Below are 23997 nucleotides of genomic sequence, written 5' to 3'. Positions count from 1 at the left end.
TGATCGTTGCTATAGTTTGGTGAGACACGAATGCCAATTTCGGAGTACACATTGTCCAGCCCATTGGGAAGTTTGGTCCAGGTTGCACCGCCATCAGTTGATCGCAGAATGTTGGTATATTGATCTGAGGTCAATTCACCATCGGTGGCCAGGAAGACCGTATTGTCATTGGCAAAATTGGGGGAAATACCTAATCCAAGCACCATATCGTGTGGATTGTGGGCATGAATTTTATTGCTGATGACGCAAAGCAAAATGAGAAGAGCAAATAATGTTGCTTTATGTTGGAAAAAAATAGTTTTCATTTTTGTACCTCTGATTTTAAATAGTAATATAGCGTTACATCTGGAAGATTCACTCGCTTGATGATGAGTGATAACGCCTGGATCATTAGCTAAACATTAAATGGTTACTTTGGGCTATAGACTCAAACTTTGAGTCATTTTCTGAGTAGCTGATCTATTACTATGGGTAAGTGTAAATGCTGTGTTATTGATTAGGATTGCTTTAAGGCTTCAAAAATTCCTTAGTTTCCAGATGAAGAGTTATCAAATTGTATAATATAAAATGTTTAAATCCTAACCGCTGTCAACAGTATTCGTTGCGAATATTTAATACCTACAAAAATATTAGCTTAAATTATATTTCCACTGAGCATTCTGTAATGATATTTTAATCAATGTCTTATGTGTTAAATTACAATCAGTAGTTCTCGGAAGCTCTAAAATCGATTTATGACAACGTATCGAACGTCAATTGTCGGGAAGCAGATTTCTCTGAATTTGATTTCAATTTGCGTCCGAAATCTAATTTTTAGGAAGGTGATAATATGCGTGCAGCGAAATGAGTGCATGTTTAATTACCGAGTCGTTGATTAAAAATGACGATCAAAATCTTTTTATTCTCGACCTGAGTTACATGACAAATCACATTGCTTAATGGCAGCTCTATAATACTTTTACCATGGGATGCTTAATTTTTACCTCCGCTTTTACTTTGTTGACAATTAAGAGATACTCTTATAATCCTCCTTATTTGACAAGTGACAAATTGCCATAGTTTTATAGTAGCCCTGTACTGTTTATATCCTGGAATGTGTAGGAATGAACTGATTAATAAAGGTATTAATCTGGTAATTTAGAGATTGGCAAATTCAGTGCAGCGGCCTAAGATGTACTTGAGCGGTTATCAGCAAAGAAAAATTAAGTTAAGTTGTATTGCTGACTTGTTTCTTTGCATTAGTCCTCGATTAAAGAGTGCAAATTTTTGGTAAGATTACTTTAGTGTTGTTTTTTACACAAATGTGATTCGCATAAAATTACCTCTATAATTTGTACAGCAATGGGAATTAGGGGTTAAAATCGAATTTCTTGATGATTGTTTAAGAAGCGATAACCAAGGTAGTCGGTTATCGATGGCAGCGGAAAGCAGTTCCCATTTGCTTGAATTGGTAGTTGATAATTTATGCCATTCAGTTCAAGGCGTAATTGTTACAGGTAGAATTTATTTCTGAAGAAAGGCAATTTACTTTATGCAAATTAATTGTTCAGCGAGAAATTCTCCAGCAATAATGTATTTTGGCATCGCGGGCAAAATCCTCTGGGATCATCTTTGTGCTGATATCTTCAATGATCAAATCGTTCAATGATTCCTTGTCTATTTTAAATCGACGGAAGTTGGTCGAGAAATACAATGTGCCGCTTGGCGCCAGTAAGGCTATGGTATTACGGATAAGTGCCACGTGATCTTTCTGAATGTCGAAGATTTCATCCATTTTCTTGGAGTTGGAAAAAGTGGGGGGATCTAGAAAGATCAGGTCAAATAATGGTTTGTGTTTTGCTTGAGCTTGCTGAGTCAACCACTCCATGCAATTTGCCCGAATCAGCTGATGCTTGTCTTCGCTGATGCCATTTAGGTGAAAATTGCGCCTGGCCCAATCCAGATAAGTATTTGACATATCTACCGTGACGGTCGATTCTGCGCCGCCGATTGCTGCATGCACTGAGGCACTGCCGGTGTAAGCGAATAAATTTAGGAAACGTTTATCCTTGGCTTGTTGCTGAATCAGCAAACGCACTGGACGGTGATCGAGAAACAGCCCAGTGTCGAGATAGTCCTCAAAATTCACCCAGAACTTACAGCCACCCTCTTCCACGACATTAAAGCGACGGGAATCGCCTTGCTTTTCATATTGATTAATATTTTTCTGTTTGCGGCGTATTTTCAGAAATACTTGTTCAGCGGGTATTTCCAACACTTTGGGTATTTCCAGCATCACTCCGGCCAGCCGTTGATTGGCCTTGGTGGGATCAATCGTTTTGGGAGATTCATATTCCTGGACATTGACCCAGGTTTGTTCGCCGTGATAAACATCTACGGCTACCGCGTATTCCGGCAGATCGGCGTCATATAGCCGATAACAATGCACTTGGTTCTGTTTGCTCCACTTGATCAGTTTTTTTAGATTCTTGCGCAATCGATTGGCGAACATTTCCGCCTGGCTATCGGTTTGTCCGGCCTGGACACGACGGTTGATGAATTCGATACGTTCTTGCTGGGACTTTGCCTTTGGTTCAAAGAAAGATTTTTCCTCAATGGTGAATCGTAACAACTTACATTCCAGCGCACCATTGAATAACGTGATCGGCTTGTGCGAACGTATGCCCAGTCTGAAACCCAGTTCCGGATTGCCGATAATGATTGCTGCTTGCCAGCCGGTAAAGCGTTGTTTCAATATCTCACCAAACTCGCGGTATAGCATCCCGGCTTGTTCTTCATCACCAAGACGCTCGCCATAGGGCGGGTTGCAGACAAGCAATCCTTTTGGCCAGCTTTCAGCTGCGGCTGCATCGGCGATGTCACGTTTCTCAATGTGGATTTTGCCTGACAACCCAACGTTTTCAATATGCTGCAGTGCAGCATTGACGCTATGGCGATCCTGATCAAAGCCGACGATCACCGGCAAACTGGCGTAGCCAATTTCACGGCGTCGCTGAGCATCATCCAGAATGCTTTTCCACAGTGCGGGATCGTGTTGCTTCCAACCCAGAAAACCATAATAATCGCGCTGCAAGCCCGGTGCGATATCACCCGCGATCAGCGCGCCTTCCACCAAAAGTGTACCTGAACCGCACATTGGATCGAGCAGTGAATTACCTTGCCGGGCAATTTCAGGCCAACCTGCACGCAGCAAAATCGCAGCTGCAAGATTTTCCTTGAGTGGCGCGGCGACGTTAATGTCGCGATAACCACGTTTGTGCGAGCTCTCACCGGATAAATCCAGGCTCAACTGTGCAATTTCGTTATGCAAATAGACATTCACGCGAATGCTGGGATATTCGGTTTCGACATTAGGTCGATTGCCAGACTTGGCGCGTATTTGATCGACGATGGCATCTTTTACTTTGAGGGCGCCAAAGTGCGTGTTGTTAATCGCCGGGTTATTTTTGCTGCTAAACGATACCGCTAAACTGTCATCTGGGCCCAAATGCTCGGACCAGTCGATGCGTTGGACGCCATCGTAAAGATCCTGTTGAGAATTAACCTCGAAACTGTTGAGCAATAACAGTACGCGGTTGGCGGTCCGTAACCATAAGCAAGCTTTATAGGCCATGGCTAAATCGCCCTGAAAAGCTACGCCAGCCAGCTTCTGGTGTATTTCCTGTCCACCGAGAGCGCTGATTTCATTAGCGAGAATGCCTTCCATCGCTTTCGGCGTAGTTGCGAAGAGCTGGTAATGCGTCATAATTTGTGACTTGTTATGGAATAACCGCGTAGGATACTAGAATGTGAAGTAGCCGCGCAGTTTTTTTGTTTAATCTCTGACCTGAATCTGAAAGAATTCGAATTTTATTTTAAATGTCGCGTGATAATCTCTACTATGCTATATGCGCATGCGTACGTGTAGATCCACTCAAATTTTCAAAACCGCTTGGCAAAGAAGGATAAATGATGGATAAACTGGGACTTCCAATCGTGCTACTGGCAGCCTTATGGGGGGCTGTAAATACTACGCTCAGTTTTTTTCAAACCATTAACGCACGACGTGACATGATATTTTCACTGATTGATGAATGTGGTTATTGCACTGAAAAAACACTGGGCCCGCTAGAAATCTATTTTACCAATCTTCTGCCTCTTACCATTGGAAATATTATCTTTCTTGGCTTGATTAGTTATGTGATCTTATCCATCCCACGTCATATGAAGATTGAAGATAGTGCGGAAGCTGAGCATTTAAAGACAGCTTGTCGGGTTATTGCAGTACTTCCTATTTTCGGAGCGATCTCTTTTGCTGCTGGAGGAATTTTTGATATGGTCGTGCTTGTCAGGTCTCTAAATTGATGAAGAATTCTGTAATAGTGGTTGGTGTTTTTGTGTTTTTGTCCGTGATTCTCAGTCTAAGTGGTTGTGCAGTTATGGATAAGAATATTCCAGGCTGGTCACAATATCGTAGTCCGGTCAAGGCCAGTAAATTGCAATTGGCGTCTAAAAGTACCGGAGAAGGAGAGCCGGTGCTTCTAATTCACGGTTTCGGTGCCAGCAGTTATAGCTGGCGATATATTGTTGAACCCTTGGCGCAGAAATACCGTGTAATCACCATTGATCTGAAAGGTTTTGGCGATTCACCTAAACCACGCGATGACGCTTATTCCGTTTATGAGCAGGCAAGTTTAGTAAGGAATTTTATACTCGAAAATGACCTGAAGAATCTTCATATTGTCGGACATTCTTATGGTGGCGGGGTAGCGCTGGCTACATCCATCTATTTATCCTTATCGCATCCGAATCTGCAGAGAAGTCTGGTGTTGATTGACAGTATTGCCTACCCACAAGAATTGCCTGGATTTGTGAAAATGCTGGCTACTCCTGTACTGGGGCCACTGTTGATCTATGCTATTCCCAATACTATCCAGGTGAAAGATTTATTGAAGAAAGTTTATTTCAATGATGCCCTTATTCCACAAAGTGCCATCGACCACTATGCCGATAATCTGAGCAAGTCCAATGCAAAATACGCAACTCTGACCACCGCGCGACAGATACTGCCAACAGATTTACAACAATTCTCAGAAAACTATACCGATCTGACTCTCCCCACCTTAATTATATGGAGCAGAGATGACGAAATTGTGCCATTGGCAATTGGTGAGCGCCTGCACAAGAGTTTATCCAATTCAAGGTTGATTGTTTTTAGCGATGTGGGCCATGCCGTTCAGGAAGAGGAGCCATCATGGGTATTACCTTATTTGCAGCAATTTCTGGAAGCAGAAACGCGCGATACGATGACTAATAGAGTAATATTTCCAAGCAATTGAGTTCATTATAAGTATTTCAGGCTAGAAATAATTAAGAAATTTTCATGAAAATATTTTTCAAGGCTCAATTTCTAACCATGTGCTGCGGAAAGTTTTATCTTGGGTATTAGCTAATGTTTTGCAGTTCTGGCCATTAATTGATTTTGATCCATCATCACTAAGTATCTTGACTCTTGTCTTTTTCATCGGGTAAACAATCAATGCTTCCGGATGTAAATCTTTAAAATCAATCTTGATTGATTCTGGTGTTTCAGAAGGATTGCCTGACCACTGGTAAAGTTGGAAATTACCATCATCGTCGTAAGGTCCTGCAATAATAAAGTATGCTTGATAGCTATCAGAATACTCAATGCTGCGTATGCCCATCCCATTCAATGCCAGAAGAATTGGTTTGCCAAATTTTGGTTTTTCATTTCTGGTAATGACTTGTTGTGGATTCTTCAATGGAACCAGCAAAGCTTTCCCTTTTGGGACAGGATTGCGAAAACCGATTAACAAGCTTCCTTGTGGAGTTTTAGTCAGTCCTTCTATGTTGAGTCCATTCCTGGATTCCGGAGCATTTTTAGCAGCGACTCCAAGGTTATATTTTTTTAATTTAGTGGAATCTTCAAAAGCCCTGACTAAGCCAATGAAGGGTGTGCCAATAGGTTTCAAACTAAATTTACCGTCAATAGTTTTTTCGATATCTGTCGCAAAAAATCGGTGACGGTTAGGGCGTTCCTTACCATTTTTATTGGCTCCGTGCGAGGTGATCCAGTAGACTCGGTTGTTAATGAGGGTAGCACCCTCAATATCGGCTTCCGGATGCTTTGGATGGGTTTGCAGAAATGAAGAAAGATCCTGCGAGTATATGGAATTGCCGGATTCATCATTTTTATAGATTCTCAATGTATTGTCTTCATCATTGGCGACGGCAAACAGCTTAGTTCCTACAGGAACAGCGGCGGATGCGTCACACATTCCATAATGTTGGATGATAGGTGAGAGTGTGCCTGCGAAGACAGGTAGTGTAAGAATCGTAATGACGATAGGAATTGCTATGATGACAAATCTTCTGTTCATAGAGACTCCGTTGGTTTTATAAATAATCGGTGTTACCAGTTTCAGGCATTTTGCTCAATAAATACTTGCTCCATTGCAACATGTGTTCACGTCGTTTCTCAAATAAATCACTTCTCCGGGAAACTGCCTCAGTTTGTTTCTGAGCCTCATGGGCTAATGCAGCCTCGCATACTTCTCTCGATAAATTGGTTTATCTCCACACCAATCACAAAATGAACTGCGCAATCCATCTAGGGTGGCTTCAGAGTAGGATGCCGCTTTTAGAATTTTACTTAATGCTACATCGCTGAGCTTATGAAGAGAAACCATACTATCGCTTATTGACATAGTCAAATAGACTCGGACAACCCAGTTAAGAGACAATTATCTTAAGTGATGAAGAAATGGTAACAAGAAAGCATTACACAAAGGAATTCAAATTAGATGCAATCAGCCAAGTGAATCGCCTCAGGCTTACAGGAGGCCTTTTTCTTGAGAGGATAGAGTAATAAAAAAACAAGTAAGATATTCATCGGAGGTTCGAGAACGGGCTGTCCAGTTGTTGCAAGAACACCAAAGGGAGTATGCGTCGCAGTGGGCGGCACTGGAATCGATAGCATCTAAAATAGGTTGTACTGCTGCGACGCTACTTAATGGGTACGATAATCAGAGACTGACCAGGGTAATCGAAGCGGCATGTTAACTGTAGACCGTGAACGACTCAAACAACTGAAGCGTGAGAATCGTGAGTTGAAGCGAGCGAATGAGATATTACGCAAGGCATCTACATATTTTGCCCAGGCGAAGCTCGATCGCCTGCCGAAGTGACAGTGATTACGGATGTTTTTCCACGCTGTATTGTTGGTTGGCGAATTAGCCGATCATTGTCTACCGATAGGGTGCCCGATGTATTGGAACAAGCTTTGTGGGCACGACGGGAAACAAAAGTATTAATTCATTACAGGGTCAGTTGATGCAGCCTGACTCAAACAAAAAAATCTCTGGAAATATCGGGGCGATTCACTTTTTTATGCATTCAGCAGTAGGTTTAACTAAATATCCGGTTAAATTTTCTGAGTGGTTAAATTGTGGAAATTCACGGAAAGATGTATTAGTATTGAGGATAATTTTTCCTAGTTTTAGAACCCAAAAAAACCGGATGAAAAAAGAACTTACTCCAGATCAGCAAGAAATCACAGAACAGTTTCAAGCTCATATTGATGCCGAGATTCGTGGTGACTTGGATACCACTTTGTCTACCATGACCGACGATCCTCATTTGAATAACATTCCCACCCTCATTGGCGGAATAGGGAAGGAGGGTGTGCGAAAATTTTACGCAGACCTTATTCCATTTGGTAAGTTTTTTCCTCCGGATCTCGTAATGGTTCCGGTGTCTCAGACCATCGATCAAAATCAATTGGTAGACGAGATCATCTTCAAGTTTACACATACCACTGAAGTAGGGTGGATGCTACCGAATATCCAACCCACAGGCAAACGGGTTGAGATTCCACTTGTAGTTATTGTAGGATTTAAAGATGGAAAGGTCACTCATGAACATATTTATTGGGATCAGGCGAGTGTTCTGGTACAAGTGGGTTTGCTGGATCCAACTGGATTACCAGTACATGGTAGCGCCACGGCCCGTAAAATGGATGAAATAGCCTCTCGAATGTAACATTGACACTCACATTTCAATATGAAACCAGTTTGTTTTTTGCATAAATGAAAACCAATCAGATTTCATCATTTGCCTGGTGGTTAAAATAAATTACCCTTACAACCGCCATATTTTCAGAGCCTAAAAGGCTCCAACGTACTTTGCGCGTGCCATACGATCCTTTGACTGCATGGTCAGCTTCTGTGTTTCTGTGATGAATGTTATAAATTCATCATGTACCTGGTCTGTCCAGTATGACTCCGTTAATTATATTTTCAGACTGGAGTAAACAAATACTCCAGTCCGGTTTGAGATAATCCCACAAGATTGATATTTTCCTGGTTGAGTGTAGTATCTGCAGCAAAGATTCCAATTGAGGCAATAGTATGAGCGCCTGATTCCAGTAATCCGACGTAGTATGCTTCATCTGCCGCTGAGGGCGCAAAGCCAACTACGTTCTGATATAACAGGTCTACAACAGCCGTATGATTTGTTGCGTGGCTGCCAAGTGCCGCGTTGATTGCAAATTGCATCAAAGCTTCGTAACTTATGCCGCCATCAAGTAAGTTCAGACCAATGCCGGAGAAAGTTTCGTTTGATACCGATTCCCGGCCGAAAACGGCGCCCAACGTTTTGGCTGTGATGCCAGCTTTGCCATCAAGATCAAGAGCTAATGAGATATCAGCGTACTGAATGCGTTCAATTTGATTGAGTGTATCTGTGCCGTCCGGCCCACCGTTTTTGTGAATAATCGTCCAGCTTCCATCAGCATTATGATTAATGTCGTAATCGGCAAAGTGGCCACGGTAAATGGCTGTGTCAGTATTCTCATTTCCGATTAACGTGTCATTACCTGCAAACCCGGTCAGCACATCTTTTCCCGCTCCGCCCGCAATAGATTCGGCTTTGTTATGATCGGCTGTGAATGGGGTCTGGAAGCCTTCAAAAAAATTCATGAAGGTATTGGCAGTGATTCCATTGCCATCCGCCTTGCTGAAGACCGCTCCCGACAACAAATAGCCTTTTAAACCAGCCGTGTCAGATGATGGGCTTCCCGCGCCTATAAGATGTGATGCGGCCAGCATTCCGGAGATTGTTATTTGATTGTCATTAAGAATTTGTCCTTCATATTTATCAAGACCGAGAAATTCTATTCTTCCCCATAAAATATCGTGCCAATCACGAATGATTAATTCTTGTAGGGCTCCATTACTGAAGTAATCCTGCTTGCTATTGATTCCATTTTTGCCCGACCAGTTGCCAACCCAGTCATTTCTAAACAAATTACTGTCACTGTTATCAGTGCCGTAGTATCCCAGATCAAAAAGAGCCGCTTCTCCAAATTGGTATTTTCCGATAAAGCCAAACGGATTCTCAGTGCCATAGTTCTGCGCTCCACCGGAAACACTGGATGATTCTTTGAAACCCAGCGCATCAAAATAATCTTGATATGTTTTACCCATGATTATTTCCCGTTAAGTGAAGTAGTGTTATTCCGATCAGCCAGTCAACTTCTGAGCGCCGGCAATTGCTCGTCCTTTGGCACAAACTTGAGTGCAATGCCGTTATTACACCAGCGTTCTCCGCGAGGAGGAGGACCATCTTTAAATACATGGCCCTGATGACCTCCACAGCGCGCACAATGATATTCTGTGCGTGGCCAGATCATCTTGAAGTCGATTTTAGTAGCAATGTGCCCGGCAATTGGCTGGGTAAAACTGGGCCAGCCGGTCCAGCTTTCATATTTATGTGCGCTTTCAAACAACGGCAGATAACAGGCGGCGCAAATAAAGGTGCCTTCGCGATCCTCATAAACCAGATTACTGGATTCCGGACGTTCGGTTGCTTCTTCAAACAGGATTTCATAAGCCCTGTGCGAGACCAATTCGCGCCATTCCTTATGAGATTTGTTTAATGGTAAAATCTGACTGGAAGCTTCTCCGATGATCTGTGTGCGAGAGCATGCGGGAATCAGCGGGAATACGGCTACCATAGCGAGGCTTTGTAACACAGTGCGTCGTTTCATGAAAATTTCTCCAAAGCAGGGTATTTTAAAGCTATCTTACGTAGGTTTTATCAGCTTGAGAATATTAAACATCAACTGAGTATCATAAGAGTAGTTATTTTTAATGCTCAGATTAGATTATCCAATCAAGATCTACTGGTGTTTTTCACGTAGGAGATCATGATCACTTATTTCCGAACATAGGTGAGAACAGCAACAGTTCCATGGAGTTGGAGATCAGTTAGGGTAATGTAAATGGCTCACTTGTGGTCGGATAATCGATTAAACTCGGTAATTGGATTTTGGAATGGAAATGTTTTGAACATATATTATGATTATTCATAATATTCAGTGGGTTTTTGCAGAATTTTCTTTTAAAATGCGAAGAACATCCGTTCAATTGTCTGCCTTCGAACGATGGTCATTTATTCTTTTCTTTCCCCTAACAAATACCAAAACGGCCAGCTAACCATATGACTTCTCAATGCTTCGATAAAGCAAAAGCGCTGATTGATGCGGCAAATAGCGAAGATCCGAACCAGGAAAACACGGAAGGCAAGAGCTGGCCGAAAGAGCTGCTTTACTCGCGCCGCATGTCAGACATGCTCGAACGCTATGTGCCTGATGCCGATAATGCTATGAAACTGGCGGCGAGTGCGCAGCACATCCAACGCTGGAAATCGCCTCGCAGTGACTATCCGATGGATCGTAAGGGCTACCATCAGTGGCGTGCCGGATTGTGCAAATTTCATTCCGATACCGTTGCCGACTTACTCGCCAAGGCTGGATATGAAAATACATTTATTGCGCGTGTAGCCCAAGCCGTTGGTAAAAAATCACTTAAAACCAACCCCGACACCCAGTTGTTGGAAGATGTGGCAGGGCTGGTTTTCCTCGAACACTATCTGCTTGACTTCGCTAGTAAACATCCCGAATACGACGAACAGAAATGGATTGATATCATCGATAAGGTCTGGAAAAAGATGTCCGTTCAAGCTCATCATTTCGTGCTTGATCAACGCATCAAATTACCGGATGCACTGGCTGCGCTGATCAGGAAAGCAGCATCAGAATAAATCAAGATTCTGTTCTAATTGAGCAGATAAAGCCAGTTCAGCCGTGGAAAATTTGTGCCTGTACATCATAAGCTACGGCAAGATTCTTCATTGCGTTTGGAATGGCGATGTGAGCTATTCAGAGCTTCCTCAAGACATTTGGGATGAAAGAGAATTAATATAAATCAGTGTGATGAGACATGTGATGCTGGTTCATCGTACCAGGCTGAATTGCTCGCGCAAGTTCTCGATGGTATCGGGTTCGCCGAGAACTCGGAAGAAAGCTCCCTCATCATCTGCGCGTTCCTCCAGCACCTGGCAATTCGTATAGATTGCGCCGCGTAGTTGCTGTGCCGACCAGGAAAGAAAAAATTCGGCCTCAATCAAATTCTGCTGGAAAAACGCGACGATCTTCTGGCGCAGTCGCGCGACATCATCGCGGCGACGTGCACTCATTACGATACAATCCGGATATTGTGTCTGCAAGGCTGTTTCACATTCGATCTGCGCCGCTGTATCGCCGACGTGATCGATTTTGTTGAATACGCGAATGCGTGGCACGACATTCGCGCCGATTTCCTCAAGCACCTGTTGAGTGACCTCGAGCTGGCGCTCAAACCCAGGATCGCTGGCATCAATGACGTGGAGCAGCAAGGATGCATCAAGCGCTTCGTCAAGCGTTGACTTGAACGAGGCGACGAGCCCGTGCGGCAGGTTCTTGATGAAACCGACTGTGTCGCTGACCAGTATGCGTGGTACGCTCTCTGGATGGAGGACCCGTACTGTGGTATCCAGCGTGGCGAAGAGTTTATTTGCAACCAGTACCTCGCTTCCCGTAAGCGCCCGCATCAAAGTGGATTTGCCGGCGTTGGTATAGCCGACCAGAGCCACGCTGGCGAGTCCCTGGCGTTCTTGTCGTCGTGCACGTTGTATCTTGCGCTCGGCATCCATCGTGACAATCTCTTGTTGTAGTTCGGCGATACGATCGCGGATCTTGCGTCGATCCAATTCGGTGTGCGATTCGCCAGCGCCACGACCGCCGGTACCACTGCGTTGTCGTCCTTGCGGTCCCGCAAGTTTCGCCGCTTCGCGTAGACGTGGCGCCATGTACCCGAGGCGCGCAATTTCCACCTGAGCGCGCGCAGCGCGAGAACGGGCATTGCGGTGAAAAATTTCAAGAATTACCATCGTGCGATCCATTACTTCGCAGCCGACCTCATTTTCAAGGTTACGCGCCTGCGAGGGTGAGATCTCGTGATCGACCAGGAGAGTGCTGATGTCCTGGCTATCAGGGTGAGGAGGTGTTTCCTCGAATTCGGCGGATCCGGTTTCATGGTTCACGAAGCAGCGAATTTCCTCCCGCTTGCCAGCACCCAGGTAAGCTGTCGTATCGAAGCTATAGCGTTTTTGTACAAATGTGTGGACGACCTTATAACCCAATGTCTTGGCGAGTTCGCGCAACTCGGCCAGAGATGCCTCAAACTCGATATCGCTCACACTCGGCAGTTGAACCGACGCTATGACAGCAATCCTGAATTTTTCTTTGTCTTCTATTGGCATGGGAAAATTGAACTTCCTGGATGATCGGAATCGGAGAGGATCTGAAAAGGCTGCCGATACATTCACTGAACCGATGAGTGATTGGAAGGCGGAAACTAAGATCTTGTTCTATGAGACGGCAATTACCGAATGGCTAATATAATTATCTATAACTCAAATTGCGAGATCTCTGAAACAATGATTCGCAGCTATTCTACCATCAATCATTATTTGTATTAGCTCAATCATTTCGTAACACAAACCAGTTCATCCCACTTCGTGGTATAGCCAGAACTTCTGTTTCCTTGCTTCATCTTCCATGGTTGCCTGAATCCCTCGGATGCCAGTTTGAGCGTGCTTCTGCCCATGCGGGCATTGATCTGATCCATGACATTCATCAAGTTATCCGATTTGGTATCTGCTGCTACTGGGCTGAAGAGATCGGGTTGGCGGTGATTGGCAGATACCAGTTCAGACAGCATCACGCCAGCTTTCTGATATTTATAGCCACATCGATAGATTTCTCGTAATCCCCACAAGGCAATCTTGGTCAGTAAAACTGTATTATCCGTTTGCGTTGTGAGTGGGATCGTCAGGCTATTCGTATAGTACGGCTCTTTCTCATTGAATGGACTGGTGCGGATAGTGACGTAGACTGCCTCGGCATATGATCGCTGACGCCGCAATTTTTCTGCTGCACGGCTGATATAGAGAGAAACCGATTGTTCCAGACTGGCTAAATCTGAGACAGGAATGCCGAAGGAGCGTGAACTGACGATCTGTTTTCTGGGTGGATTCATTTCTTCCAGTTCGATACAGGGCGTGCCATTGATTTCACGGATAATCTTTTCCATGACGATCGAGAAATTGGAGTGCATTCGCGATGGGGATGTCATCCGGAGATCCAGAACAGTGTGGATTCCTATTTCATGCAGCCTGGGTGCAAGTCGTCTGCCGATCCCCCAGACTTCACCGACCGCAATTTTGCTGAACCAGTCGTCATGTTGCCGGAGTGACATGGCATTCAGATCGCACACGCCATCAAATTCAGGATGCTTTTTGGCAATATGGTTAGCCAGCTTTGACAATGTCTTGGTTGATCCAATACCGATGCAAACCGGCAACCCCGTCCATTGCTTAATCCGTTGACGAATATGCTGACCGTAGAGAACCAGGTTCTGTTTCCTGAATCCGGTGAGGTCAAGAAAGCATTCATCAATGGAATACACTTCATGATCCGGGCTGAACGTTGCTAATAGGCTCATGGCGCGGTTGCTCATGTCTGCATACAAAGCATAGTTGGAGGAATAAGCTACAATGCCGTGTTTCTTTGCCAGATCTTTGAGCTGGAACCAGGGCTGCCCCATTTTGACTCCCAGTGCCTTGACTTCGTTGCTTCTGGCGACTGCACAGCCATCATTGTTGGATAACACCACAACTGGTTTGCCTTCCAGTTTAGGATTGAATACCCGCTCGCAACTGACATAGAAGTTATTCACATCAATCAACGCAATAGAACGATCAGACATGTTAATGCAGTAAGCGCGATGACTTTAAATTTCTATTTGCTATGGTTAATCACTCGAAGCGGCGGAATGATCCTGTCACGACGCCGAATATTTCAAATTGCATATCTTCAGCAATCTCGATCGGCAAATAAGCCCCCGAGGAATTTGCAGGCAACAATCGGGGCCTGCCACTCGTGCTGCGATCAAATATCTTGATGGTGAATTCGCGATCAACAACCGCAAGCACAATGTTACCGATACCCGGCGTCTTCGATCTATCCACGACAACCTTGTCACCCGGCAGCAAACCTACATCGATCATTGATTCTCCCTTGATTGTGACGAAGAACGTTGAAGCGGCGTGATCGATTAAAAATTCACTGATATCGAGGCGTTTCTCTACATAATCATCCGCCGGGCTTGGAAAACCTGCGGCGACTTTGGTAGTAAAAAGCGGCAGTCTGGTTGGTTGATCGCTGATGGATGGGGTGAAGAACTCATCCACGTTGGTTGCTTCTTCATTCAAGCCTGTTCTTTTGTTCTGGTAAGCATCAAGAAACATTTTTATGGTGGCTCCCTGACTTTGCGGTATGCGTATTGCAATCGTCGGTTCGCCAAATTTACCCTGGCCGCGCGGCCTGCCTGCATTTTCTCTTTTTCCGCCACGATTTGACATACTCGAATAGCTCCACATTTGAAATATGAACGGTATTCAAACATACTCTATATATCGGTGTCAAATTGCTTTGCAAACTGAGCATGAATCGCTCCGGTTTTTCCGGAGATTTGTCAGTGAAGTGGTACCGCCAAACCATAAGCCGGTCGGATCAATAAATCAATGGGGTCATAAATCAATGGGGTCAGACTCGATTGATAAATAATAGAATTGAACGAACTTATAGATTCGACACAATTTATCCATGAATCTTTGTTACTGGTAGATGCCTATTCTATAAGTTTATAGAGAATGCGCGGTATCATGAATAATTCGTTCCGGAGCAATAGTGGAATTATTGACTGCAATATACCAATGAATATTACAATCAAATATTGTCAAACTTTGCATGGAGGCTGTGATGCCTGTACAAAAAAATACAAGTGTGACACTGGGTGAGCATTTTGAGAAATTTCTGGCACATCAGATTGAAACAGGGCATTATGATTCGGCCAGCGAGGCCATACGGGCGGGGTTACGTTTGCTTGAGGAACGTGAGATCAAGCTGGAAGTATTGCGTCATGCTTTGATCGAAGGTGAACAGAGTGGCGCATCTGATTATTCTTTGCAAAGCATTCTGAATGAATTGGAAAGTGAAGGTTAGATGAAATCATTCATTCTTACTCAGAAGGCAAGAGTCGATATGATCGCAATTGGCCGTTATACACGCAGAGAATGGGGAAAGACGCAGCAAAGGCGTTACCTGAGTCAACTTGATGCAGCCTTTCATGATCTCGCTGACAAACCGGAAATAGGGCACACTTGCGGTGAGATTCGAGCAGACTATTATAAATATGGTGTTGGCAAACATGTGATTTTTTATCACTATAGGGAAAAAGATCAGATTGAGATTGCCCGCATTCTGCATGGCCGTATCGATATTGAACAGCATTTATAAGTTAATTCATTGGTATTTCCGGTCTAATCCGACACCGCTGATGCGTGATATCACGTGTCGCGGATATCGACATATTATATTTATCGGGCAATGAGCGATTTGATCCGTTCGTTCAGCACGGGCAAGAGTTCATTCTCAAACCAGGAGTTACGCTGAAACCACGGTGTGTTGCGCGGCGAAGGGTGGGGCAATGGAATATATTCAGGTGCAAATTCGCGCCACGCTTTGACGGTTTCTGTTAGTGATCGCTTGCGGCGATGGCCAAGAAAATGCCGCTGCGCATGCAGACCAATCAACAGAGTCAATTCAATTCGTGGCAGCTTTGCTAATAAATGATCGAGCCACAGTGTTGCACATTCTCGGCGGGGCGGTAAGTCGCCGCCATTTCCTCTGCCTGGATAACAATATCCCATTGGGATAATCGCAATTTCTGATTCGTCATAAAACCCAGTCGCATCTAACCCCATCCACTTACGCAGACGCTCTCCGCTGGGGTCATCCCACGGCGTTCCAGAAACATGTACACGTGCGCCGGGCGCTTGTCCGACGATGAGGACGCGCGCCGATTCGCCGACTTGTAAAATTGGACGCGGTCCAAGCGGCAAGTGTGGTTCGCAGGCGCGACACTTGCGTATCGCCAACATCAATCCTTCCAGAGTGGGGTAGGTAGTTTGATTCAAACTATCTTTTAACGCGCTATGGGGCTCACTCATTTAATTACTTCTTTGGATGCAGAGCCGACTCTTTGTGTGCCGCGATGTGATCGCTTTTGTCACTTTGAATTTCATACTGCGGCTCATCCTCGCTCGCATGATGCGTATAGCCTTTATAATTAAAGTCCTTGGTGTGCATCTTGATAATCTTGCCGGAGACGTGTCCAGCCTCGGAGTTCCAAGTAACATGATCGCCGATTTTGAATTTATGTGCCATGGTTCACCTCGTATTAAAGGTTATTTTACAGGTTTGGGTTGCTCAAGCCGACCAAAGGCGGCGGAGGATAGGTGACTTGTGTTCCATCTACATGGGCGAAGGAGGTAAGAGTGTGTGGTTTTCGTTCTTTCGGCCCAATAATATCCTCGACGCGAATGCCGCGCACAAGAAGCGCGTCGCCGATCATCGAACGATGACACCGCCAGGGAACCGCCTCAGCGCACATCAAGACACAACGCTCAGTGTGGGCCAGATTCGAAACCCATTCAACGTTGTCCATGAATTCCGCTGACTGCATGTGATCCGCATAGCCTCGAAAAGAAAGATTATGCCAGCCGGTGTTTAATGAGTTGACTCGTGCGTGGCGCAAACCTCCAAGTCCCGGAAGATGAGTATAGGAAATTTGGACCGCTTTCAATGATTTTCGCAATTCGTCCTGATTGAACTGAGGATTATGACTCGAGCGGGGAACGGTGCGAACGTCAATTACCTGGGTAATCTCATTTCGCTGGAGTAATTCGATGAAAATATTTATCGACCGGTTGGAATGACCGATGGTGCAAATAAGCGGGGCTTTCTCAGCGCTGTCTTCATTAGCATTGTTAAGATTCATTATAAAATATTGTTATATATTATAAAGGCTTATGATGGATTACTCTTTTCTCAATATCATCGTTAGATTCATTAAATATTTGATGGTTCAGATCGCAATATCTTTCGATTGAGAAGTGGAAAAATCTTTTTGCTCGCGAGTGGATTTGCGCTTTGTCAAGGCTATGGCAATGAGGAGCCAGCCATTTATCATCATTTCCATAGCTACAAATAAACCAATAACCCAGAATACAGTTCCTGGCCATCCATATAAAATCATTCCCGCCAGTAGTAAATCAATTCCACCGCCTACAAGCATTAATTTCCATTTCCAGCCCCGATTCCAACATTTCCACGCATAAAAAATACGTGAGAATCCAATGCCGGTTAGAAACACTGTCAATACCAAAGTAAGACTGATAGAGCCGCTAAACGGATCCCATAATAACATTCCTCCAAATAGGATATAAATCAAAGCAATTAATAAATGTAACGCTTTACCTGACCAATTGTCTTCTTTGCTGGCAACACCATGCCCAAGCTGTAAAACCCCTGATACAACAGCTAAAATACCAAACATAAGCACACTTGCAAGAGTAAGGTAAAATGCAAAGCCAACACCCAATATGCCAAGAATTACCATGCCAACTCCCAGCGCCAGAAACCAGTCCCAGTTAATAGGCAATTCTAATTTCTCTTCGACGGTCATCATGTTTCCTCCTAAAACGAAGAATATTCGAAATATGAACCTTTGAGCACAAATCAAAATACAACTCTAGAGACCCTATCAAGTAAATTCTGTGCGGAGACACACAAATGATCTCAATGGCTCTTTGGGTGAATGGTTTTCCAACTTTGTGACAAGGGCGGAGTAAAAATGCGCCGATTTTCTTGATTATGGCAACAGAACTCTTGTTTAGAAAACACCGCCGACTGTCGCCTTCAAACTCCGTTATGATTAGATTTCTCTGGATAGGAGCGGCCTGATCCGTTCGTTCAGCATCAGCAGGCTTCATTCTAAAATCTATATTCCACCAGCACAGGTTGGGCAAAATAATCTGATTTCCTAAAAAGGAGATTGATTTATTTTAATCTTATCCCGGTTTAATACCTCGCACCTTGCGACGAGGTGCTTCATTTATTGGCGATTTTTATGAGCTCAATAATTTTTTCAAGTGTTTCAACGACAACGACCTGCAGATCGCTATTATCTCCGCAATAAATCTTTGTTGTTTGGTTATTAGCATCTCTATACATCAATCTGATGTGGGAAGTATTAACATACATATCTTGTCCAGAACCATTCGTTAGTTTTATCAGCATCATTTATTCAACTCCTCGAGTTTAAAATTTCTTTGTCGGATGTAATCCGTATTTCCACACCAGCGCCGGAAAGTAACGTTCGATAATCGTTTGAGCTACTCTACATTAGCAAATCTACAGGTTCATAAATTGAATATTTGGACATTTAATAATGAAAATTGTTTTCTTAATCAGATGCTTTTGTTTAGGTTGTGCTACGCATTTCCCGAGCTAATGCCTTTGCCAGCTCGCTGAACAGGGTTGTGCAGATTGCTGAGGTGTAGCCAAGTCCCGGATAAACTCTTCTTGACGTTGATAGGGTACCTCACCATAGCAAAGACAAGTCGTTGCAAATTTATCATGTGCATGGTTTTGCGATTGTAAAATTTATTGAAGAAAGTATACTATAAATCAACTTCTTATTCTGATTGCATTTCTTTCCGTTTTTTCTCGCAGATCAACGGTACAATTCGTTAATACAGCTCTAGACGAAGTATTGGGATTAATTCAGGAGGAATCATGAAGAACTCATTTCCGTGATTAGTTTGGCTCTATTTACTACGACAGCACAATCAAATCCGCCTATTCTGGTAGATCGTGAAACCGGAAAATATCTTGGCACTCTAAGCAATAACCACTACGACTCTGATTCTGTCAGTAATCCTTATGGGCAATATGGCAGTAAATATTCTCCAGATTCCATCAGCAATCCTTATGGACAATATGGAAGCAAGTATTCGCCTGATTCTCCCAACAACCCCTATGCCACTAATCCGCCAGTTATTATTTCACCGGATAATAGTTTGTATGACCCTAGATAATGATTAAATAATTACCGGATATTGTTAAAACTATTTCTCTATATTTTCAACCAAATGCAGATTCTTTTGTAGAAGCAATGAAACTAAATGAGATGGCAATACCCTTTAAACCAACACTCTTCAGGAGTCGAACCCAACATGATAATCAGAATTGCGCAAATAATTATAGTGCTGGTCGGGATTTTCTCAACCTTAAGTTTTGCTGAAAAGGACACGTCGCTTCCACTGGTGGAATTGCAGGGTCAAACGCAGTTTATTTCAGGAGGCATAGGCAAAGATGAGTCGGAAGCAATATTGCAGGCAGGAAAATCATGGTCTTTAATGCTTGAATTAACACAGGAAACCGGCTCCAAAAACCAATATATCAGCGATGTCCACATATTAATTAAAGATAAGATGGGCAACACTGTTCTTGACACTACCACTGAAGGCCCATACTTGTTAGTGAACCTTGCTGCAGGAAGCTATTCCCTTAATGCCACCTACGAGTCCACCACGCTTCAACGCGATCTGATTATTCATGAAAAAAATGGAAAGAAAATTACATTAATCTGGCCTGCCACAAGAAATTGAAATGTCATAAATTATTTGATCTACTGATTACGACTCAATTATCAAACGAAAAATATCACGCTCAAATCGTCACTGATAAGTTGAAAAGTTACGGTGTCGTCCATCGAGAACTTGTTTCTGGCACAATTCACGACACTTCCCAATACGCCAACAATCGCGCCGAGCTTTCACACCGGCCAACTCGGGCAAGAAAGAACGAGGTATGAGCAGGTTCAAGTCTTTGGTGCAGGCACAGAGGTTCCTGCGAGTCCATGACACAGTGTACAATCTATTTAATCTTGACCGTCATCAAATACTGCCAGCCATTACCGAAATCTGAGACAAGAAGCTTTTGCATCTTGGAAAGAGTTACGTTGCATAAAGGCTCCAATTCTAGTATTTTTGTGCCGTTTGAAAGTTAGCTTGGCAATACCAAAAAAAGATAATTCCCCCTATTAAGATCAATCCGTCGATTGGCAGCCGCTCAAAACCTCAAGAAGAAAAATGTTTAAAACGCTTCCGGTTGCAGCCGCACGACTCTGGAAACCATTCAATGGAAATCAAAGTTAATTTTCTCGAAAATCTCAGACTTGAAGCTAAGTTTGATGACTTTACTGTCATTACCGATCAGCCAATTCGCTACAAAGGTGATGGCTCAGCACCCGGCCCTTTTGATTACTTTTTGGCTTCATCGGCTCTCTGTGCGGGCTATTTTGTGCGGGTGTATTGTTTGTCCCGTGACATTCCTACTGAGAACATCAGGTTGTCGCAGAACAATATAATTGATCCTGAAAACCGTTATAACCAAATCTTTCGAATTCAGGTCGAGCTTCCAGAAAGTATTTCTGATAAAGATCGCCAAGGCATCTTAAGATCGATTGACCGCTGTACCGTGAAGAAAGTAGTGCAAGCTGGACCTGAGTTTAAAATCGAGGCGGTTAAAAACCTCGACGAAGACGCACAGGTCATGCTTATGGGGCAGTTAGAAGGCAACTCCAGCACTTACATCTTAGGTAAAGATCTGTCACTGGAACAAACCATCACGAACATGACCGGCATTTTGGCCGACCTTGGCATGAAGATTGAGATTGCTTCTTGGCGCAATATCGTACCAAATGTATGGTCACTGCATATACGCGATGCAGCTTCGCCTGCGTGTTATACCAACGGTAAAGGCTCCACCAAAGAGAGCGCGCTTTGCTCGGCGCTAGGTGAGTTTATCGAGCGCCTTAGCTGCAATTTATTTTATAAAGATCAGTATTTTGGCGAAGAGATCGCCAACAGAGATTTTGTGCATTATCCAAATGAAAAATGGTTTAAGCCGGGGCCCAATGACGAGCTGCCAGCAGGGATTCTGGATGAATATTGTTTAGATATCTACAATGAAGACGGCGAACTGTGTGGCTCAAATCTGATTGATACCAACTCGGGTTTGGTTGAGCGTGGCATATGCGCTATTCCATATGTGCGTCAGTCCGATGGAGAAACCGTATATTTCCCATCTAATTTAATTGAAAACCTATTCTTAAGTAATGGTATGAGTGCGGGCAATAACCGGTATGAAGCGCAAGTGCAATGTCTATCGGAAATCTTCGAGCGTGCGGTAAAAAAACAAATTATTGAACAAGAAATTGTCTTGCCAGACGTACCACAACACGTGCTTGAGAAGTACCCTGGCATTTTAGAGGGCATTAACGCCCTGGAAAAGAATGGGTTTCCTGTGGTGATAAAAGATGCTTCCTTAGGCGGTCAATTTCCTGTGATGTGTGTGACGCTAATGAACCCCAAAACGGGTGGCGTATTTGCTTCATTCGGCGCCCATCCAAGCTTTGAAGTGGCGCTGGAGCGCAGCCTGACTGAATTACTACAAGGCCGCAGCTTTGAAGGTTTAAATGATATACCGCGACCAACTTTTAATAGCCTGGCGGTGCAGGAACCAGAAAACTTTGTTGAGCACTTCATTGATTCAATGGGTGTTATCTCTTGGCGCTTCTTTAGCAGCCAGCATGATTATGAATTCTGCGAGTGGGATTTTTCCGGCTCAAACAAAGAAGAAAAAGAGTACTTAATGGGTATTTTAGAGAATCTGGACAAAGAAGTTTATATGGCCGAATTTTCTGACCTGGGCGCCATTGCTTGTCGCATCCTGGTGCCGGGTTATTCAGAAGTGTATCAAATTGAAGACCTAATTTGGGACAATTCCAACAAGGCGCTGGATTACCGCGAAGATATCTTGAATATTCATTCTCTGAGTAATGACGCTTTGGTGAAGTTGATAAAGCGTTTAGAAGAAAGTCAGCTGGATAACTACATAGATATCAGAACCCTGATTGGCATTGAGTTCGATGAAAATACTGTTTGGGGACAGCTGACCATTCTTGAGCTGAAAATTCTTATCTACCTTGCCTTAGGCGAACTGGATGAGGCCATTCAGTTAGTAGAAGCGTTCTTGCAGTACAACGACAATACCGTAGAGCGCGGCTTGTTCTATCAAGCGGTTCATGCAGTACTTGAGATTACCCTGGACAAAGAATTAGCGCTTGAGCATTTTATCGTCAACCTTAATAAAATGTTCGGCAAAGGAACAATGGAGAATGTGGTCGGTTCGGTAACCGGCGAAGTAAAATTCTTTGGCTTAACCAAAACCAGTATGAAGTTAGAAGGTTTAGACAAACACCAAAGACTAATCAGAAGCTACAAAAAGCTTCATCAAGCCCGCGAGGCGCATAAAAGGGCATTGGTTGAGTAAATTTGCATAAAAACTAATCAATACACGAGTTTTTAACTCATTGATTGTTAAATATTCATAATAATGTCTGGAAGTGGAAAATAAGTCTAATTTGACTTAACTTGGCAATGCCTGACTGGATGCTAAAGGATTATATAACCCAATAATGGATGCTGGTTTGAAAAAAACCCGCTATTACGCGGGTTTAAAGATTTTATCCAATGTTATTGGGTTTTTAAATGGGACGACGGGAATCGAACCTTGGTCTATTTCTGATATATCAATCGTTTGTTGCGCACCTCTGTTATTTTTGTGTCATTTCAATATATTATTATAGATTTAAGAAAGATAAATGCTATTCATGATTAAGTCTAAACTTATTTGCTAAGGCAATCAAGAGGCCTGCCACATATAATCATATGTTTATTCGTGACAAAAGCATTAATTTTCTGTTAACTTACTAATGAAATGTATTTGTAGCCCCCCGTGTTACTTGAACGGGGGGGAATGGTATATTTGTTATATGTATTAAGGGATTTTCTATTCTAAAGCTACATAGAAAATAAAGACTTAGGAAAACTTAGCCAAGTTATATGACATTCCGTTCCAGATTATGAGACATTTTTTGTCGTATATATAAGATTAGAGGGTCAATATGAAAATGATTCTTGCCACTCTTTGTTTCTTGCTTTTTCTAAATCCGGCAATAGGGTTTTCTCAAGACTATAAGGTTTTCAAAGGGGATGGATTTTCCTTTCGCTATCCGTCCGACTGGCAGGAAGGTCTATCGCAAGCACCAACAACTCGTGCGCTCGTGAGAGCAATCTCGGCACAGACTGGATATGCCGCAAGCTGCAATGTAAACGTGAGCTTCGTTGATGGCCTTGATCAATTCACGCAGACCCAAATTAACCAGGCCAACCACCGAGTTCATGATCTCAAATATCTTTCTCGAATCAAGAATATGATGCCTGACGTGAATTTAATCGAACACAACACAGATACTCTTCTTTCTATGCAACCAGCCAGTTCCGTTGAGTATACGGCGCTAATTAGATCCCAAAACGAATCTCAGATGAACCGATTTTTTCAGATCATGACAATTCGAAAACCAAATCGCTATGTTGTTACGTGCAGGGGAGAGCCAATGAATTACATGAAGGCAAAAGGAGCGATAAACCTCATTGTCAGCACTTTTGGTATATGGAGCAACCTTGTCATCCCTTAACCCGGCAGTCCACTCGGACGCTGCGCGGTGTAGCTACGCAGCGCCGGTGACTTCTACGTTGTGGGGGTCTCAATGAACATCCCGCATCACCTACCGAAAGCAC

General features: G+C 43.5%; 22 protein-coding genes and 2 pseudogenes. 11 read left to right on the top strand and 13 right to left on the bottom strand.

Going from position 1 to position 23997, the window contains the following annotated elements:
- Positions 1-305: pseudogene (locus tag C7H79_RS13670) on the bottom strand (hypothetical protein); the annotation flags it as partial.
- Between the two features lie 1241 nt (positions 306-1546).
- Positions 1547-3745, bottom strand: coding sequence for a bifunctional 23S rRNA (guanine(2069)-N(7))-methyltransferase RlmK/23S rRNA (guanine(2445)-N(2))-methyltransferase RlmL (rlmKL, locus tag C7H79_RS13665; RefSeq protein WP_106707798.1), 2199 nt, complete (start codon positions 3743-3745; stop codon positions 1547-1549).
- Positions 3746-3948: 203 nt separating this feature from the next.
- Between rlmKL and C7H79_RS13660 the strand changes: the two genes are divergently transcribed.
- Both C7H79_RS13660 and C7H79_RS13655 read left to right on the top strand, forming a co-directional pair.
- Positions 3949-4344: a hypothetical protein gene (locus C7H79_RS13660; RefSeq protein ID WP_242447303.1), complete on the top strand. Its 396-nt coding sequence runs from the start codon at positions 3949-3951 to the stop codon at positions 4342-4344.
- A complete protein-coding gene (locus C7H79_RS13655) occupies positions 4344-5318 on the top strand; it encodes an alpha/beta fold hydrolase (RefSeq protein ID WP_106707796.1) in 975 nt (324 codons plus the stop codon). Before C7H79_RS13660 ends, C7H79_RS13655 begins: the two co-directional genes overlap by 1 nt.
- Positions 5319-5375: 57 nt before the next feature.
- On the opposite strand, the gene C7H79_RS13650 is transcribed toward C7H79_RS13655, so the two are convergent.
- Positions 5376-6380 carry a DUF3616 domain-containing protein gene (locus C7H79_RS13650; protein WP_106707795.1) on the bottom strand — a complete coding sequence of 335 codons (1005 nt, stop codon included), beginning with the start codon at positions 6378-6380 and terminating at the stop codon, positions 5376-5378.
- 487 nt (positions 6381-6867) lie between these two features.
- On the opposite strand from C7H79_RS13650, the pseudogene C7H79_RS18995 reads away from it, so the two are divergent.
- Positions 6868-7183, top strand: a pseudogene (locus tag C7H79_RS18995) (transposase); the annotation flags it as partial.
- Positions 7184-7284: 101 nt separating this feature from the next.
- Positions 7285-8040 carry an ester cyclase gene (locus C7H79_RS13645; RefSeq protein ID WP_206781769.1) on the top strand — a complete coding sequence of 252 codons (756 nt, stop codon included), beginning with the start codon at positions 7285-7287 and terminating at the stop codon, positions 8038-8040.
- Positions 8041-8297: 257 nt separating this feature from the next.
- Here the strand turns inward: C7H79_RS13645 and C7H79_RS13640 are convergent, their stop codons facing one another.
- On the bottom strand, positions 8298-9485 hold the full coding sequence (locus C7H79_RS13640) for a hypothetical protein (RefSeq protein ID WP_106707794.1): 1188 nt from the start codon (positions 9483-9485) through the stop codon (positions 8298-8300).
- A gap of 44 nt (positions 9486-9529) precedes the next feature.
- The gene (gene msrB, locus C7H79_RS13635; protein WP_106707793.1) at positions 9530-10048 is read right to left on the bottom strand and encodes a peptide-methionine (R)-S-oxide reductase MsrB; all 519 of its coding nucleotides are present in this window, start codon (positions 10046-10048) and stop codon (positions 9530-9532) included.
- 452 nt (positions 10049-10500) lie between these two features.
- On the opposite strand from msrB, the gene C7H79_RS13630 reads away from it, so the two are divergent.
- Positions 10501-11103, top strand: a complete 603-nt coding sequence (locus C7H79_RS13630) for a DUF4202 domain-containing protein (protein WP_106707792.1) — start codon at positions 10501-10503, stop codon at positions 11101-11103.
- A 192-nt stretch (positions 11104-11295) separates the two neighbouring features.
- Here the strand turns inward: C7H79_RS13630 and hflX are convergent, their stop codons facing one another.
- The 3 genes from hflX to C7H79_RS13615 form a co-directional block, all read right to left on the bottom strand.
- A complete protein-coding gene (hflX, locus tag C7H79_RS13625; RefSeq protein ID WP_106707791.1) occupies positions 11296-12642 on the bottom strand; it encodes a GTPase HflX in 1347 nt (448 codons plus the stop codon).
- Positions 12643-12866: 224 nt separating this feature from the next.
- On the bottom strand, positions 12867-14150 hold the full coding sequence (locus C7H79_RS13620) for a Y-family DNA polymerase (RefSeq protein WP_374058014.1): 1284 nt from the start codon (positions 14148-14150) through the stop codon (positions 12867-12869).
- 49 nt (positions 14151-14199) lie between these two features.
- Positions 14200-14805: a LexA family protein gene (locus tag C7H79_RS13615; protein WP_106707789.1), complete on the bottom strand. Its 606-nt coding sequence runs from the start codon at positions 14803-14805 to the stop codon at positions 14200-14202.
- A 400-nt stretch (positions 14806-15205) separates the two neighbouring features.
- Between C7H79_RS13615 and C7H79_RS13610 the strand changes: the two genes are divergently transcribed.
- Complete coding sequence (locus C7H79_RS13610) at positions 15206-15448, top strand: type II toxin-antitoxin system ParD family antitoxin (protein ID WP_106707788.1); 243 nt, start codon at positions 15206-15208, stop codon at positions 15446-15448.
- A complete protein-coding gene (locus C7H79_RS13605; protein WP_106707787.1) occupies positions 15449-15742 on the top strand; it encodes a type II toxin-antitoxin system RelE/ParE family toxin in 294 nt (97 codons plus the stop codon).
- An 80-nt stretch (positions 15743-15822) separates the two neighbouring features.
- Here C7H79_RS13605 and C7H79_RS13600 read toward each other — a convergent pair whose 3' ends face one another.
- From C7H79_RS13600 to C7H79_RS13580, 5 genes are all read right to left on the bottom strand, one after another.
- A complete protein-coding gene (locus C7H79_RS13600; RefSeq protein WP_106707786.1) occupies positions 15823-16455 on the bottom strand; it encodes a uracil-DNA glycosylase family protein in 633 nt (210 codons plus the stop codon).
- 4 nt (positions 16456-16459) lie between these two features.
- The gene (locus C7H79_RS13595) at positions 16460-16672 is read right to left on the bottom strand and encodes a hypervirulence associated TUDOR domain-containing protein (protein WP_106707785.1); all 213 of its coding nucleotides are present in this window, start codon (positions 16670-16672) and stop codon (positions 16460-16462) included.
- A 25-nt stretch (positions 16673-16697) separates the two neighbouring features.
- Positions 16698-17285, bottom strand: a complete 588-nt coding sequence (locus C7H79_RS13590; protein WP_106707784.1) for a DUF488 domain-containing protein — start codon at positions 17283-17285, stop codon at positions 16698-16700.
- An 87-nt stretch (positions 17286-17372) separates the two neighbouring features.
- Positions 17373-17972 carry an HdeD family acid-resistance protein gene (locus C7H79_RS13585; RefSeq protein ID WP_172592448.1) on the bottom strand — a complete coding sequence of 200 codons (600 nt, stop codon included), beginning with the start codon at positions 17970-17972 and terminating at the stop codon, positions 17373-17375.
- A 425-nt stretch (positions 17973-18397) separates the two neighbouring features.
- Positions 18398-18589 carry a hypothetical protein gene (locus tag C7H79_RS13580; RefSeq protein WP_106707782.1) on the bottom strand — a complete coding sequence of 64 codons (192 nt, stop codon included), beginning with the start codon at positions 18587-18589 and terminating at the stop codon, positions 18398-18400.
- 512 nt (positions 18590-19101) lie between these two features.
- Here C7H79_RS13580 and C7H79_RS13575 point away from each other — a divergent pair.
- The 4 genes from C7H79_RS13575 (at position 19102) to C7H79_RS13560 (ending at position 23894) form a co-directional block, all read left to right on the top strand.
- Positions 19102-19386 (top strand): hypothetical protein, encoded by a 285-nt coding sequence (locus C7H79_RS13575; protein ID WP_242447302.1) that lies wholly within the window; start codon positions 19102-19104, stop codon positions 19384-19386.
- Positions 19387-19524: 138 nt separating this feature from the next.
- Positions 19525-19959, top strand: coding sequence for a hypothetical protein (locus tag C7H79_RS13570; protein WP_106707780.1), 435 nt, complete (start codon positions 19525-19527; stop codon positions 19957-19959).
- A 532-nt stretch (positions 19960-20491) separates the two neighbouring features.
- Positions 20492-22687 carry an OsmC domain/YcaO domain-containing protein gene (locus C7H79_RS13565; RefSeq protein ID WP_106707779.1) on the top strand — a complete coding sequence of 732 codons (2196 nt, stop codon included), beginning with the start codon at positions 20492-20494 and terminating at the stop codon, positions 22685-22687.
- Positions 22688-23321: 634 nt separating this feature from the next.
- Positions 23322-23894, top strand: a complete 573-nt coding sequence (locus C7H79_RS13560; protein WP_106707778.1) for a PsbP-related protein — start codon at positions 23322-23324, stop codon at positions 23892-23894.
- Positions 23895-23997 lie beyond the last annotated feature (103 nt).

This window comes from Nitrosomonas supralitoralis (assembly GCF_003011925.2).
GTDB lineage: Bacteria > Pseudomonadota > Gammaproteobacteria > Burkholderiales > Nitrosomonadaceae > Nitrosomonas > Nitrosomonas supralitoralis.
The sequence above is the reverse complement of the archived record's forward strand: the minus strand, read 5'-3'. Positions and strand labels throughout refer to the sequence as shown.